Origin of the sequence: Nonomuraea sp. NPDC050783 (genome assembly GCF_040802095.1) — a bacterium.
Taxonomy (GTDB): domain Bacteria; phylum Actinomycetota; class Actinomycetes; order Streptosporangiales; family Streptosporangiaceae; genus Nonomuraea.
In genome coordinates, this window is record NZ_JBFAHK010000011.1 from 235982 (window position 1) to 249505 (window position 13524).

Below are 13524 nucleotides of genomic sequence, written 5' to 3' on the forward strand. Positions count from 1 at the left end.
TCACGCCTCCTTCGCGCCCGCGCCCACCGGCTGCGAGCCGTTCCGCGAGGTCAGACTGTTGAAGTAGCGGGCGACCCGGCGCGCGCCGAGCAGGCTGCCCTGCGCGTACCAGAGGATGTCGGGGCCGAGGCCGTAGTCGAGGCCCAGCGTCTCGTAGAACTTCACGGCCATGTTGCGGTAGTAGTCGGCGATCTGGGCCGTGGTCATCTGCGGCGCCGCCTCCGCGCCCGGCTCGAACCAGGCGGCGAGGTTGTGCTCGACGTACTCGTTGATCGACCACTCGACCGTCCTGGTCGCGATCGGCGCCCGGGTCGGCTTGAACATCGGGTCGATCGTGCCCTCCTTGCCCTGCAACTCGTTGGCGACGTGCTCGGCCAGCAGCGGCGCGCAGTGGAAGCCGTCCCGGTAGGTGCCGGTCATCAGGTAGAGGCCGGACACCGGCAGCCAGCCGATCAGCGGGAAGCCGTCGAGCGTGACCGGGCGGTTGCCGGCCAGCCACCTGACGACCTCGTGCGAGGCGACCCGCTCGTCGAGCTGCTGCATCGAGTACTGGGCCAGGAAGCGCACGTCGGCCATCCACGTCACGCTGGAGACCTTGTCCACCAAGCGGTTGGTGGCGCCGTAGTACTCCAGGTCACCGGGCCCGGGGACGACGTGCAGGCCGCAGGCGAAGCCCCGGTTGGGCGTGCGCACCACGCTGCGGAACTTCTCCCCGCCGGTCCGCCTGGCCAGCATCGCGAAGCCGAGGCCGGGGAACATCGGCACCATGTCGAGGTCGGCGATCGCCGTCTTCACCAGCGCCTCGCTGCGGGCGCCTGCCGCGACGACCACGGAGCCCGCCTCGATGAAGTGGCCGTTGTCCAGCTCGACGCCGGTCACCTCGCCGTTGTTCCTGACCAGCGTGCGCACCGTCTGGTCCACCAGGACGGTGTCGGTGGCGCGCAGCCGGTTCTCCAGCGCGCCCAGCACGCCGCGCGCGTCCACGGCGCCCTCCGCCGGCAGGTGGACGGCACGCAGGGCGCGGGTGTCCGGGCGGGGCCGGAAGGCGGGGATGTCGTGGGGGTCGATCTCCGCCCACGGCTTGCCGTACTCGTCCAGCGCCTTGATCATGGCGTGGAAGTTGACCGTGTCCAGCTCGGCGCCGATGGAGTTGAGCACCACGTGGCTCTCGGGGGTCACGAGCAGCGGCGAGCCGGTCGTCGAGTACGGCTCCAGCCGCTCGATCACGCCCGGCCAGCGGTCGTGGGCGGTGACGCCCAGCTCGAACCGCTTGCGCGAGGCCTCGGTCCGCAGGGACTCCGAGGTGGTCTCGCCGAAGCAGCCGAGCATGGCCCCGGCGGCCTGGCTCGCGCCGGCCTCGCGGTCGCGCGGGCCCACCACGACGACGGACCCGGCGCCGCGCTCGGCCAGCTCATCGGCGAGGAAGAGGCCGAGGGCCCCGTTGCCGACGATGACGATGTCGGCCCGGGCGGGCAGTGCTACACCATTCGCGTGCTCGTTCGCCATTTAAGGAACCCTTTCAGGGAATAGGCATGACGGAACTACGGATTCACCGGGATTTTTTTGGACGGCACAGATCCCTGGCGCGGCACGAGGATTTCCGCGCTTTCAGGGCAGCCTGAAGAGGCCACGGAGAACTCGCCGCGGACCGGCCAACTCAGGGCAGCGTCAGAAAACCGCGCGACCGATGGACGGCGCAGTGCGAGAGCTCGTGGTATCTACGTTCGTCCGATCTCCATTCCCCCCAGATCGGCCACCCGCCCGCGCATCACCCCGGCGAAACAGCGAATGGCCTTAGATGGACTTTGTAGGAACAGGTCACACTCTAAGCACGCGCCGTCGGAACACGCAAGCTTCTATTTCGGCCGCCACCTAACAGCCGCCATTCCGGGGTGGTGAATAGAAATCGAATAAACTCATGACCAAAACTTAAAAGCGCAGCCCGGAACGTCTGTCAAGCCCGGAGCGGGGCCACGCCGCGGGCGGTCCCGGGGCGGTCCCGGGGCGGTCCCGGGGGCGCGAGGCGTCAGAGACCGGAGCCGGCCATCAGGTCCCGCATGGTGTCGAGCCCCGCGGGCCCGCTGCGGAGCGCGCGGGTGTGGAAGTCCTTCAGGTCGAACGCCGCCCCCTGCCGCGCCCTGGCCTCCTCGCGCAGCTCCAGCCAGAGTTTCTCGCCGACCTTGTACGAGGCCGCCTGCCCCGGCCAGCCGAGATACCGGTTCACCTCGTCGGCCGCCCGTGCCGGGTCCGTCAGCGTCCTGGTGCTCAGGAACTCGATCCCCAGCTCGGGCGTCCACCGCTCCCCCTCGTGGAACCCGGAGCCGTCCGGAATCCCCAACCTGAGATGCAGGCCGATGTCAAGGACCACTCTGGCCGCCCGGAAAAGACTCTTGTTCAGCATCCCCAGCGAAGTGGCGTCGTCGAGATAACCGAACTCGCGCATCAGCCGCTCGGCGTAGAGCGCCCATCCCTCGCCGTGGCCGTCCACGAAGCACGCCAGCCGCTGGAACCGGTTGAGCCCGGGCGTCGCCACCGCCGTGCCGATCTGCAGGTGATGGCCGGGCACGCCCTCGTGGTAGACGGTGCTGGCCTCCCGCCAGGTCGAGAACTCCTCCTTTCCCTCCGGCAGCGACCACCACATCGTCCCCGGCCTGCTGAAGTCCTCGGCGGGATTGGTGTAGTAGGCCCCCGACCCGCCGCCGGGCGGCGCGATCCGGCAGTCCAGCCGCATCAGCTCGTCGGGGATGTCGAAGTGCCGGCCGCGCAGGTCGGCCAGCGCCCGCCCGGACAGCTCGCGCATCCACGCCTGGAAGCCGTCCTGCCCGCGGACGAGATGGCGCGGGTCGGCGTCCAGTGCCGCCGCGGCCTCGGCGGGGCCGGCTCCTGGCCGGATTCGGCCCGAAATTTCGGTCATCTCCTCCTCGACGCGCCGGAACTCCTCCCAGCCCCACGCGTACACCTCGCGCAGGTCCAGCCTGGCGCCGAGGAACGTGCGCGACCACAGCGCGTACAGCTCCTCGCCGACCGCGTCCCCGGCCGCCGCCCGGGGCGCCAGCTCGTCCCGCAGGAACGCCCCCAGCTCGGCGTAGGCGCCGGCCGCCGCCCGGGCCGCCGCTTCGAGCTCGGCCCGCAGCGCCTCGTCCACCCGGGCGGACCCGGGCAGGGCGGCGAAGAACCCGCCGGGCGCCGACCACGCCTCGCACTGGGCGACGACCTCGCGCACCTGCCGTACGGCGGCCACGCGCCCCCGCCCGGCCGCGGCCCGCAACGCCTGCCGGTACCCGCCGAGCGCGGCCGGCACCGCGCGCAGCCGCCTGGCGATGCGCGCCCAGTCCTCGGCGGTCTCCGTGGCCATGAGGTCGAACACCCACCGGATGCTCTGCACCGGGCTGGCGATCACGTTGAGCTCCGCCTCCGGCAGCCCGGCCTCGTGCAGCTCCACCTGCAGCCCGACCCGCTCGGCGAACACCGCCCGCGCGACCCGCTCGCTCTCGTCGGCCGCCCGCGCGGCGGAGATGTCGGCCAGCGCCCTCCTGGCCAGCTCGGCCCGCGCGCGGTGCCCGTCGGGCGACAGGTCGGGAAGCGCGTCGTCGTGACCGCCGATGCCCTGTTCGGAGGCCGCGATGGGATTGAGCCTCGCGTAGTCGTCAACATATGCGTCGCAAATGGCGTGCACTCCTGGACGGCTCATGCCCCGCACCCTACTCAAGAGATCGTTCTCACATCCGCCCTCCGTTCCGGGCGAGGGGCGATAATCCGGTACGAGGGATTTTCGAATTTCCCCACCCGGCGAACGGCGTGGACCAGGCACTGGTAATGCCGGGCGCCGAATCCCCGCACCGCTTGTTACGCCTGTCGCGCTCCTTCCGATAGGGAGGTGTGCGGTGGCGAACGGCGATCGGCCTTCCTCCCGCCTCAGGGAGGGCTTTTCGCCGGCCGGGCTCCGGGAAAACACCTGTCGAACCGGAAGGTTTCCGACCATGAGAATGCCCCTGCTGGCCAGGTTTCCCACGCTCCGCGCGCCGGCGACGTCACAGCCGATCATCCCGCCCGCCGACCGGGCCAACTATCCCGCCCTCGCCGGGGATTTCGAGATGATCGATCGGGAGCTCGTCCCGGTCTTCACCGACTACGACCTCACGGCCCTGCGCGACCAGAACCGCTACCGGCGGCAGCAGTTGGTGATCCTGCTCGGGTCCACGCTCCTGACCGGGCTCGGCGGGCTCCAGGCGGTCTTCCCCGACCAGCGCTGGCCCACGGCCCTGCTGACGGTGATCGGGCTGGCCCTGGCCGCCGGCGCGCGCTACACGAGCGAGAGCGAATCCCTCCAGAGCTACCTGACGGCGCGGGTGAAGGCCGAGCGGTTGCGCGCGCTGTGCTTCCGGTTCCTGGCCAGGAGCGAGCCGTCCGGCCCGGCCGACCGGCTCCTGTACCTGCGCCGTGCCGTCCTGGCCGTCCAGCACGACCGGGAGCCGGAATGACGGGGCGCGAGAGCGAGTTCCGCGAGCTGTACTCCCGCCTGCGCATCGCGGACCAGCGCGGATACTACGAGGAGCGGAGCCGGGAGTACGGCGCCGCCCACCATCAGGTGATCGTGCTGCGCAACCTCCTGCTCTTCGCCGCCGCGCTGGCCGGTCTCGCCGGCCAGTTCACCACGGCCGGCGGGCGGGCGGCCTGCGGCGTGGTGGCGGCCTTCCTGGCCGCGCTGGCGGCGGCGGTCACCGCCTTCGAATCGCTCATCGGCTTCGCCAAGCTGCAGAAGCTCTACGCGGACGCCGCGATGGGCCTGGCGGCCGCGGCGATCGCCTGGGACTCCGCCCCTCCCCACGCGGACATGTCCGCGGAGGTCGAGCGGGTCGAGCAGATCTTCCGCGTGGAGAACGGCCAATGGGGCCAGCTGATGGCGGAGGAGGACCGTCCACCCCGCTCGGCGGCGCCCTCGACGATGATGGACGAGTGACACGCGTACTTCTGGTCAGCGGGCACCTTGTCGACCGTCCCGGCCGGCCCTCCCCCCGCTTCCCGCAGGCCGCCGTCGGGAGGGTGACCGGCGAGATGAGCGCCGTGTTCGACGAATGGGCGATCGGCCCGCACTCCACGCTCATCTGTGGCGGGGCGCGGGGCGCGGACATCATCGGCGCCGAGCTGGGGTTGCGGCGGCGCGCCACCGTGAAGCTCCGCCTGGCGCTCCCCCCTGAGGAGTTCGCCCGGGAGTCCGTCCACCTGCCCGGCACCTCGTGGCTGGACCGGTTCACCTCCCTGCTCCCCCGGGTGGAGGTCGAGGTCCTTCCCGCGGGCGAGCCCGCCGCGGGCGCGTCGGTGTTCGCCCTCGCCAACGCCTGGATGATCGAAACCGCGAGACGCATCGACGGATCCCCCCGGGCCGTCGTCGTGTGGGACGGCCGGCCGGGCGACGCCCCCGGCGGCACGGCCGACTTCGTCGAGCGGCTCGGCTACTCCCCGGGCGACCCTCGGCTCCGGCTGATCGACCCGACGACCGTCCGGCCGAGGGCATCATGAACGGGGCGACCGCGGTGCGCAAGGGCGCCGAGGAAGGGCCGCCTCCCGGACCCGGGTGCTCGCGCGGTCATCCGATCGCGGGCACCGCCGCGCCGACCGTCACCCCGCCGCCGAGTACCGTGCTCACCGACAGCTCGCCGCCCAGTTCCGCGAACCGGCCGCGGGCGGCGCGCAGGCGTTCGACGAGCCGCTTCGGCGGTATCCCGACGCCGTCGCCGCTGACGGTCAGGCGCAGGCCGCGGGCGCCCGCGGTGAGCGCGAAGCCCACGTGCCGCACCGTGCCGTCCGCCGCGAAGCCGTCCAGGACGTCGAGCACCGTGGCCCGGACCAGCTCCGCGAGCGGGGCGGCCAGGGGGTCGCGGGGCAGCGCCCACACCTCCACGGCGATCCCGCTCACGTGGGACCAGCGTTCCAGGTGGTCGCGCAGCTCTCGCGCCGGCGCCAGCCGCTCGTCCGGGCGGAGGCCGTCCAATGTCATGGTCTTCCTTCGGTGGCGCGCAGTGCGGCGGCCATCTCGGTCGAGTCGTGGCCGGGGTCGACACCGTCCACGATGATCAGGTCGCCTTCGAGGTGGGCGGTGCGCAGCGGCTTGATCTCCTGGTAGGCGGCCGAGTCGTAGAAGTCGCGCGCGTGCCGCATCGACGGGAACTCCACGAGCACGACGTCCCCGGGCCACTGCCCCTCCCGGACCTCCAGCGCCCCTCCGTGCACGAGGAACCGGCCCGAGAAGGGGTCCAGCGCCGGCTGGATCCTCTCCAGGTACTCCAGCACCTCGGGGTGCACCTCGGCGGACCTGCGCAGGTGCGCGAGCATGTAAGCGGTCATCATTCCTCCATCGGAACTCGCCGGCCTATCTCTTCCGTGATCGCTCTCAGCCTGGCCGTCCGGCGCCCGGCGAACAACGACAAGTCCGGTACCATGCCATAACCCACCGCTAATCAATCCAAGGGGTGCCGGAGGTGGAGCTTCGCGACATCGAGATCTTCCTGGCACTGGCCGAGGAGCTGCACTTCGGCCGGACGGCCCAGCGGCTGCACGTGACCCAGGCCCGCGTCAGCCAGGCGATCAAGAAGCAGGAACGCCGCATCGGTGCCGCCCTGTTCGACCGCGACAACCGCAACGTGGCCCTGACGCCGATCGGCCGGCAACTCTTCGAGGACCTCCAGCCCATGTACCGGGGCCTGCGCGAGGGCATCGAGCGAGCCGTCCGCACCGCCCAGGGCATGGCCGGGACCCTGCGGCTGGGCATGGTCGGGCACAACCCCCAGGATCTCCGGCCCCTGTTCGACGCCTTCAAGGCCCGCCGTCCCGCATGCGACCTGCAGATCCGCAGCGTGGACTTCGGCGACCCGTTCGGCACCCTGCGCAGGGGGGAGATCGACGTCGCGCTCATCTGGCTCCCCGTCGACGAACCCGACCTCACGGTCGGCCCGGTCGTCTACACCGAGCCCGTCGTGCTCGCGCTCTCGCCCGCGCACCCCCTGGCCGGCAGGGAGTCGGTGTCCTTGGAGGACCTCGCCGACCACACCGTCATGGGCGGCGCCCGCCCCGCCTACTGGCGCGAGGCGCTGGTTCCCACCCACACCCCGAGCGGCCGGCCGATCCCCGTCGGGCCGCACGTCTCCCACTTCATGGAGATGATCCCGGTCATCGCCGGCGGCGAGGCCATGTCACCGGTCCACCTGCACGCCGCCCGCTACATGACGCGCTCCGACATCGCCTACGTCCCGATCCACGACGCCCCGCTCTCCCGCTGGGCCCTCGTCTGGCGCACCGCCGTCGAGACCGACCTCATCCGCGCCCTCGCGCGGACCGCCGAGGACGTCGCCCCCGGCCTGCGGCGCTGAGGGCGGGTCAGTCCGCGGCCAGGCACGCCTCGGCGACCTGGGTGTCCTGCTGGACGTCGCCGCCGGACACCCCGACCGCGCCGACGGTGCGGCCGTGCTCGTCGGTGATCGGCACTCCGCCGCCGAAAGAGACCAGCCCGTCGTTGGTGACCTCGATGCCGTAGCAGGGGCCGCCCGGCTGGGAGAGCTGCCCGATCACCGCGGTCGGCATCCGGAACAGCACCGCGGTCCTGGCCTTCTTCAGCGCGATGTCGATCGAGCCGAGCCATGCCCGGTCCATCCGCACGAAGTGCAGCAGGTGCCCGCCGGCGTCCACGAGCGCGATGTTCACCTCCACTCCCAGCTCGGCGGCCCTGGACATCCCGGCCTCCGCGCGGCGAACGGCGTCCTTGAGCGTCAGCACGGTCATCGCATGCTCCTTGATTCCTCGGGGTCCGTCACGAACGCCACCACTGTGACCCGCCCCCGCCGGCCTCCGGCAGGACCGCTTCCGCCCGGGCCGGACGTTCCAGGGATCACCACACCCAGGCAGAACGGGCCTCACCTGCCCATACTGGTGACCATGAGCGAACTGGGAGACTTCCTCAAGGCCAAACGTGCCGCCCTCACTCCCCAAGACGTCGGGTTATCCGCCGGCCACCGGCTGCGCCGCGTCGCCGGACTGCGCCGCGAGGAGGTGGCGATGCTGGCCGACGTCGGCGTCGACCACTACACCCGGCTTGAGCAAGGCCGCACCACGGGCGTCTCGGAGGCCGTGCTCGCCGGAATCGGCCGGGCCCTGCGCCTGACCGACGACGAGCAGGTCTACCTGAGGACGCTCGCCAGACCCCCCGCCCGGCCCCGCTCCCGGACCGACGCCCAGGACGGCGGCATGCCCGGGATCAGCGCCCCCACCGCGGCCCTGCTCGACAGCCTGGCCGCCGCCGCCGCCCCCGCCCTGGTGCTGGGCCGCCGCATGGACATCCTGGCCTGGAACCCGCCGGCCGCCGCCCTGTTCCTGGACTTCGCCCAACTGCCGGCCGGCCACCGCAACCTGGTGCGCCTGGTGTTCCTGGAGCCCCGCGTCCGCGGCCTGTACGCCCACTGGGAGAGCGTCGCCCGCGACGCCGTCGCCCGCCTGCGCATGGCCGCCGCCGCCCACCCCCACGACGAACGCCTGACCGCGCTGATCGGCGAGTTGTCCGTCCGCGACGAGGACTTCCGCCGCTGGTGGAGCAGCCACACCGTCAAGGCCGCCGACCAGGGCCGCAAGACCTTCCACCACCCCGTGACCGGCCCTGTCGAGCTGGACTGGCAGGCCCTGCGGATCAACGCCCGCCACGACCAGACCCTGGTCGTCTACACCGCCCCGCCCCACTCGCCGGCCGGCCAGGCCCTGCGTTTCCTCCACTCCTGGACGGCCGAGCCCCGGCCCAGCGCCACCTGACCGGTCGCCGGGATCTCACCTCCGGTCCGGCGAGGACCGCCCGTCCCCGCGTGCGGCCTCCTGCCCGTCCCCGCGTGCGGCCTCCTGCCCGCCGCCGGAGCCCGGCAGCCGGGCCGACAGGCCGTCGAGGACGATGCCGAGCTGCCGCTCGAAGCGCCGGTCGCCGTCGTCGCGGAGGTGCCCGGCGGCCTTGACCAGCTCGGCGCCCTCGCCCAGCCAGGCGTCGCGCCCGGCGAGGGAGTAGCGGGCCGGGTCGGCGCCGGCGGACTGGCCGCGCTCCTGCTCCTCGATGACGAAGCCGACCACGAACGCGGTGACCAGATCGACGGCGTCGTCGGCCTCGGCCAGCGAGAACCCGGCGCCGGTCAGGCGCGCGAGCCAGGGCTCCTTCGCCTTGACCACCGCGGGGTCGGACAGGCGCGTGCCGCTGAAGATGCGCGCGCCGTCCCGGTGGAGCAGGTATTCGGAGCGCAGGACGCGGGCGTAGGCGGCCAGGCCGTCACGCCAGCCGGAGCCGGGGGCGATCGCCGCGAGGGCGTCGGTGACGCGGCGCATGACGAACGTGCTCATCTCGTCGAGCAGCTCTTGCTTGTTGCGGACGTGCCAGTAGAGCGCCGGGGCCCCCACGCCGAGCCGGGAGGCCAGCGCGCGGACGGTGAGGGCGTCCATGCCCTGCTCGTTGAGCAGGTCGAGCGCCGCCGCCACGATCCGCTCCCGCGTGATGCCCTTCGCCACGGTTGACAGCTTAACAAAGTTCAGGCACGGTTGATCTCGGCAGAATTGAACTAAGTTCAGGAGCGTGTCATGCGTGCCGCGGTCGTTCACACCCCGGAATCCGTCCCCGTCTGCGCCGACTTCCCCGACCCCGAGCGGCAACCGGGCCGGGAACCACTGAGGCTCGTGGGCGCGGGCCTGCACCACGTCGTCCGCGGGCTGGCCTCCGGCCGCCACTACGGCAGCGGCCAGGTCTACCCGCTCGTGCCCGGCATCGACGCCGTGGCCAGGACCGGCGACGGGCGGCTGGTCTACACCGGCCTGTCCCGGCCGCCGTGGGGCACGATGGCCGAATGGCTGGTCACCCCGTTCGAGGTGGAGGTGCCCGCCGGGGCCGATCCGCTCGCGGTGGCCGCCGGCATGAACCCCGCCGTGGCGGGCTGGATGCCGCTGGTCGGCCACCGCGAGGAGGTGGGCGGGCTGGGCACCGTGCTGGTGCTCGGGGCGACCGGCATGTCGGGCGGCCTGGCCGTGCGGGCGGCGCTGTCCCTCGGCGCGAAGCAGGTCGTCGCGGCCGGGCGTGACCACGAGGCGCTGGAGCGGCTGCGCGGCCTCGGCGCGGTCACCGTCCCGCTCGCGGGCGCGGCACCCGGCGCCGGGGCGGCCGCCCTCGCCGCCGCCGTCGCCGAGACGCGGCCCACGCTCGTGCTCGACTTCGTGTGGGGTCCCGTCGCCGAGGCCGCGTTCGCCGCCCTGGGGAAGGCCGGCGCGGGCGACAAGGGCACGGCGGTCGACTACGTGCAGATCGGCTCGCTCGCCGGGAGCGAGGCGGCGCTGCCCTCGGCGCTGCTGCGCAGCCGGCGGATCCGGATCAGCGGCAGCGGCGCGGGCTCGGTCTCCAAGGCCGAGATGATCGGCGCGTTCCCCGAGCTCATCACCCGGTTCGCTGACGGCACCTTCGACGTGCCGTACACCACCTTCCCGCTCGGCCGCGTCGGCGAGGCATGGGCGCACCAGGGGCGCACCCGCGCCGTCGTCGTCCCGGAATGAAGGGAAGCGTCACCATGCGGAAGCGCGCACTGGTCGTCGGGCTCGGGATCGCCGGGATGGCCGCGGCGATCGGGCTGCGGCAGGCCGGCTGGCAGCCGGTCATCGTCGAGCGCGCCCCCGAGCGCCGGAGGGGCGGCTACTTCGTCGGCCTCATGCCGGACGGCCGGCAGGCCGCCGCCGACCTCGGCATCGCCGGCCACCTGCACACCCGCAACCCGCCCGACGGCGGGAAGGCGTGGTCGCTGACCCGGCGCGGGCGCCTCCAGCCCGGCCTGGGGTTCCTGCACCAGCCGGGCGCTCCCGCGGCGGTGGTCCGCGGGGACATCGAGGACGCGCTCTGGCGGGGCACCCGCGGCGACGGGACGGGCGGGGCCGTCCCCGTGCGGTTCGCGACGCGGCCCGTCGAGATCAGCGACACCGGCGCCGACCTGCGGGTGCTGCTGGAGGACGCCGGCACCGGCGAGCGGTACCCCGAGCGCTTCGACCTGCTCGTCGGCGCCGACGGAATGCGGTCGAGCGTGCGCCGCACGGTCTTCGGCCCGCACGAGGACTACATGACGAGCTGGAACGCGATCATCTGCGCGTTCCAGCTCCAGGAGCAGGTGCCGTCCTTCGAGGAGGCCGACAGCCTCATCAGCGCCCGCGCGGGCCGGGGGGCGTGGGTGTTCGGGTTCGCCGACCGGCCCCCGACCGCCCTGCTGACCTACCGCACCCAGGACGTCGCGGCGGAGTTCGCCGGATCCAGGATCGAGCGGCTGCGCGCCGCGTTCTCCGACATGGACGACCCCGTGGTGCGGCACGCCCTGAGCTCCCTGGAACAGGCGCCGGAGTTCCTGTTCGACTCGGTGCACCAGGTGAGGATGCCCCGGTGGAGCAAAGGGAAGGTCGTGCTCGTGGGCGACGCGGCGTGGTGCCTGAACCTCTACTCGGGCATGGGCGCCACCTTCGCGCTCCAGGGCGGCGCCGGGCTCGGCCGGGCGCTGCGCGAGAGCCCCGGCGACCTCGGCGCCGCGCTGGCCGCCTGGGAGTCGCGGCTGCGCCCGTCCGTCACCAGGCACCAGCACCTCGCCCGGATCAAGAAGCAGCTCTTCGTGCCGTCGAACCGGCCGGCCGAGGCCCTCCGCTCGGTGGTCGTGCGCCTCGCGTGCGCGGCGCGGGAGCGCAGGCTGGCGAGGGCCCGCGCCGCGGCACCGGCGTGAGCCGGGTCAGGAGCGGGGGCGTTCGTCCACGACCTGCAACACCTTCCCGGTACGGGGGTGCAGCACCAGCTCCGAAGGGCGTACCCATTCGATGGTCAGCGGATGGACGCCCCCTTCCGCCACCGTCTGGGGGTACAGCGGCCTGGCCGCGTACACGGCGTCGATGAGCCGCCGCGTCAGCTCGGGCGGCGGCTCCTCCGTGCAGGCCAGCCGCAGCGTCAGCCCGTCCTTGCCGTCCCAGCGGCGCTGGACCATCTGCATCCCCGTCATGGCCCGGTCCGGGTCGGCCGCGGCGAGGACCGCGCGGACGGCCTCCGTGGACATCGACACCGTCTCCACCCTGGCGCCCTCGGCGGACCTGCCGAGCAGCCGGAACCCGCGGCGGTCCGGGCCGGTCCACTCCGCCAGGTCCCCGGCCGGGTAGCGGATGATCGGCATCAGCGTCCTGAACAGGTTGGTGACGATCACCCGGCCGGGCACCCCGGGCTCGGTGATCGGCTCGCCGGTCGTGTCGTCCACCAGCTCCACCAGGGTGCGGTCGGCGAAGGCCTCGTGGACGCGTACGTCGTCGCCCGGCACCGGGGCGCCGACCAGCCCGGCGTCCACCGAGGCGTAGCCGAGCGAGGCGATCGCGGCCCCGGGGAACGCCTTGGCGAGCTGGGGGCGCAGGTCGTCGAAGAGGAAGTCGCCGGCGAACAGCAGCAGCTCCACCGTGTCGGCCACCTGCCCGCGGGCGGTCACCGCGCCGGCCACGGCCGCGAGCTTCATCGGCGGGCCCGCCAGCACGTCCACGCCGAAGTACGCGATCAGGTCGGCGATGGAGTCGTCGGGCGCGTGGCAGGCGATGGGCAGCCGGACGTTCTCCACGGGGGCGTTGTGCAGGGCGTGCTCGATGTAGAGGAAACCCCCGTACATCTCGCCGGCCGAGAACAGGTTCGCCACCCGGTGCCCCGGCTTCAGCCCGGCCCGGACCAGGCCCGCGCCGAACGCGGTCACCGAGTCGGCGTGCTCCGCCCGGGTCCACGGGGAGAACTTCGGCGCGCCGGTGGTGCCGCCCGAGGTGTAGACGCCGGCGTCGGTGAGCGGCCCGGTCAGCAGCCGGTTGTCCGGGTAGACGTTCGCGGCCCAGAAGGCCGTCTGGTCGATGATCGGCAACTGGGCGAGGTCGTCGGCGCCGTCGGGCACGTCGCGGTAGGCCCGCGCGTAGAAGGGCGAGTGGCGCCGGGCGAAGTCGACCAGGTCGCGCAGGGATTTGGCGGGCATGGGTCTCTCCTGGGTCCTCGTGGTGGATCCGGTCCTGGTGGTGGATCCGGTCCTCGTGGTGGATCCGGTCCTGGTGGTCGATCCGGTCCTGGTGGTGGTCACGGGTGCTTGCCGTCGTCGCCCGGCGCCCTGCCGGCGACCGTCACGCTCTGGCCGCGGAACTCCGCGACGACCTCGCCGGCCGGACGGCGCACGGTGACGTCGTAGACGCCGTTCCTGCCGTACCTGACGCGCTCCGTGGCCTCGGCCACCAGCTCGTCGCCGGGCGCGGCCGGGCGCAGGAACGTCACCTGCGCGCTGTGCGCCAGCGTGACGCGGCCGTGGCTGTTGCAGGCGTACGCGAACGCGGCGTCGGCGAGCAGGAACAGGTAGCCGCCGTGGGCGATGCCGTGGCCGTTCACCATCTCGGCGGTGATCCGCATCCGCAGCCGCGCCCGGCCGGCGGCCACCTCCTCCAGCACGATGCCGAGCGAGCGGCAGGCCGGGTCCTCGGCGTTCATGCCGC

The 13524-nt window shown here is 73.0% G+C and carries 15 protein-coding genes; 7 read left to right on the top strand and 8 right to left on the bottom strand.

Annotated elements, in window-relative coordinates; all coding sequences use genetic code 11:
• Both AB0H75_RS28245 and AB0H75_RS28250 read right to left on the bottom strand, forming a co-directional pair.
• Window positions 1-1506, bottom strand: coding sequence for an NAD(P)/FAD-dependent oxidoreductase (locus tag AB0H75_RS28245; protein ID WP_367801216.1), 1506 nt, complete (start codon window positions 1504-1506; stop codon window positions 1-3).
• A 520-nt stretch (window positions 1507-2026) separates the two neighbouring features.
• Window positions 2027-3691: a DUF885 domain-containing protein gene (locus AB0H75_RS28250; RefSeq protein WP_367801218.1), complete on the bottom strand. Its 1665-nt coding sequence runs from the start codon at window positions 3689-3691 to the stop codon at window positions 2027-2029.
• A gap of 289 nt (window positions 3692-3980) precedes the next feature.
• On the opposite strand from AB0H75_RS28250, the gene AB0H75_RS28255 reads away from it, so the two are divergent.
• Genes AB0H75_RS28255 through AB0H75_RS28265 form a run of 3 tightly spaced genes read left to right on the top strand, consistent with a single transcriptional unit; the run spans window position 3981 to window position 5520 of the window.
• Window positions 3981-4481, top strand: coding sequence for a hypothetical protein (locus AB0H75_RS28255; RefSeq protein WP_367801220.1), 501 nt, complete (start codon window positions 3981-3983; stop codon window positions 4479-4481).
• Window positions 4478-4960, top strand: a complete 483-nt coding sequence (locus tag AB0H75_RS28260; protein WP_367801222.1) for an SLATT domain-containing protein — start codon at window positions 4478-4480, stop codon at window positions 4958-4960. Before AB0H75_RS28255 ends, AB0H75_RS28260 begins: the two co-directional genes overlap by 4 nt.
• Window positions 4957-5520 carry a hypothetical protein gene (locus AB0H75_RS28265; protein WP_367801224.1) on the top strand — a complete coding sequence of 188 codons (564 nt, stop codon included), beginning with the start codon at window positions 4957-4959 and terminating at the stop codon, window positions 5518-5520. The genes AB0H75_RS28260 and AB0H75_RS28265 overlap by 4 nt, the downstream gene beginning before the upstream one ends.
• A 67-nt stretch (window positions 5521-5587) precedes the next feature.
• Here AB0H75_RS28265 and AB0H75_RS28270 read toward each other — a convergent pair whose 3' ends face one another.
• On the bottom strand, window positions 5588-5998 hold the full coding sequence (locus AB0H75_RS28270; protein WP_367801226.1) for a hypothetical protein: 411 nt from the start codon (window positions 5996-5998) through the stop codon (window positions 5588-5590).
• Window positions 5995-6345, bottom strand: a complete 351-nt coding sequence (locus AB0H75_RS28275; protein WP_367801228.1) for a DUF1330 domain-containing protein — start codon at window positions 6343-6345, stop codon at window positions 5995-5997. Before AB0H75_RS28275 ends, AB0H75_RS28270 begins: the two co-directional genes overlap by 4 nt.
• Before the next feature lie 134 nt (window positions 6346-6479).
• Here AB0H75_RS28275 and AB0H75_RS28280 point away from each other — a divergent pair, with 134 nt between their 5' ends.
• A complete protein-coding gene (locus tag AB0H75_RS28280) occupies window positions 6480-7367 on the top strand; it encodes a LysR substrate-binding domain-containing protein (protein ID WP_367801230.1) in 888 nt (295 codons plus the stop codon).
• Between the two features lie 7 nt (window positions 7368-7374).
• Here AB0H75_RS28280 and AB0H75_RS28285 read toward each other — a convergent pair whose 3' ends face one another.
• Window positions 7375-7776 carry a heme-binding protein gene (locus AB0H75_RS28285; protein WP_367801232.1) on the bottom strand — a complete coding sequence of 134 codons (402 nt, stop codon included), beginning with the start codon at window positions 7774-7776 and terminating at the stop codon, window positions 7375-7377.
• 153 nt (window positions 7777-7929) lie between these two features.
• Here AB0H75_RS28285 and AB0H75_RS28290 point away from each other — a divergent pair, with 153 nt between their 5' ends.
• Window positions 7930-8793 carry a helix-turn-helix transcriptional regulator gene (locus AB0H75_RS28290; protein WP_367801234.1) on the top strand — a complete coding sequence of 288 codons (864 nt, stop codon included), beginning with the start codon at window positions 7930-7932 and terminating at the stop codon, window positions 8791-8793.
• Window positions 8794-8808: 15 nt separating this feature from the next.
• On the opposite strand, the gene AB0H75_RS28295 is transcribed toward AB0H75_RS28290, so the two are convergent.
• Window positions 8809-9528, bottom strand: coding sequence for a TetR/AcrR family transcriptional regulator C-terminal domain-containing protein (locus AB0H75_RS28295; protein ID WP_367801236.1), 720 nt, complete (start codon window positions 9526-9528; stop codon window positions 8809-8811).
• Between the two features lie 69 nt (window positions 9529-9597).
• Between AB0H75_RS28295 and AB0H75_RS28300 the strand changes: the two genes are divergently transcribed.
• Window positions 9598-10557 (top strand): hypothetical protein, encoded by a 960-nt coding sequence (locus AB0H75_RS28300; protein WP_367801237.1) that lies wholly within the window; start codon window positions 9598-9600, stop codon window positions 10555-10557.
• A 14-nt stretch (window positions 10558-10571) separates the two neighbouring features.
• Complete coding sequence (locus tag AB0H75_RS28305) at window positions 10572-11756, top strand: FAD-dependent monooxygenase (protein ID WP_367801239.1); 1185 nt, start codon at window positions 10572-10574, stop codon at window positions 11754-11756.
• 6 nt (window positions 11757-11762) lie between these two features.
• On the opposite strand, the gene AB0H75_RS28310 is transcribed toward AB0H75_RS28305, so the two are convergent.
• Window positions 11763-13019, bottom strand: coding sequence for a phenylacetate--CoA ligase family protein (locus AB0H75_RS28310; RefSeq protein WP_367801241.1), 1257 nt, complete (start codon window positions 13017-13019; stop codon window positions 11763-11765).
• Between the two features lie 98 nt (window positions 13020-13117).
• A complete protein-coding gene (paaI, locus tag AB0H75_RS28315) occupies window positions 13118-13519 on the bottom strand; it encodes a hydroxyphenylacetyl-CoA thioesterase PaaI (protein ID WP_367801370.1) in 402 nt (133 codons plus the stop codon).
• Window positions 13520-13524: the final 5 nt, after the last annotated feature.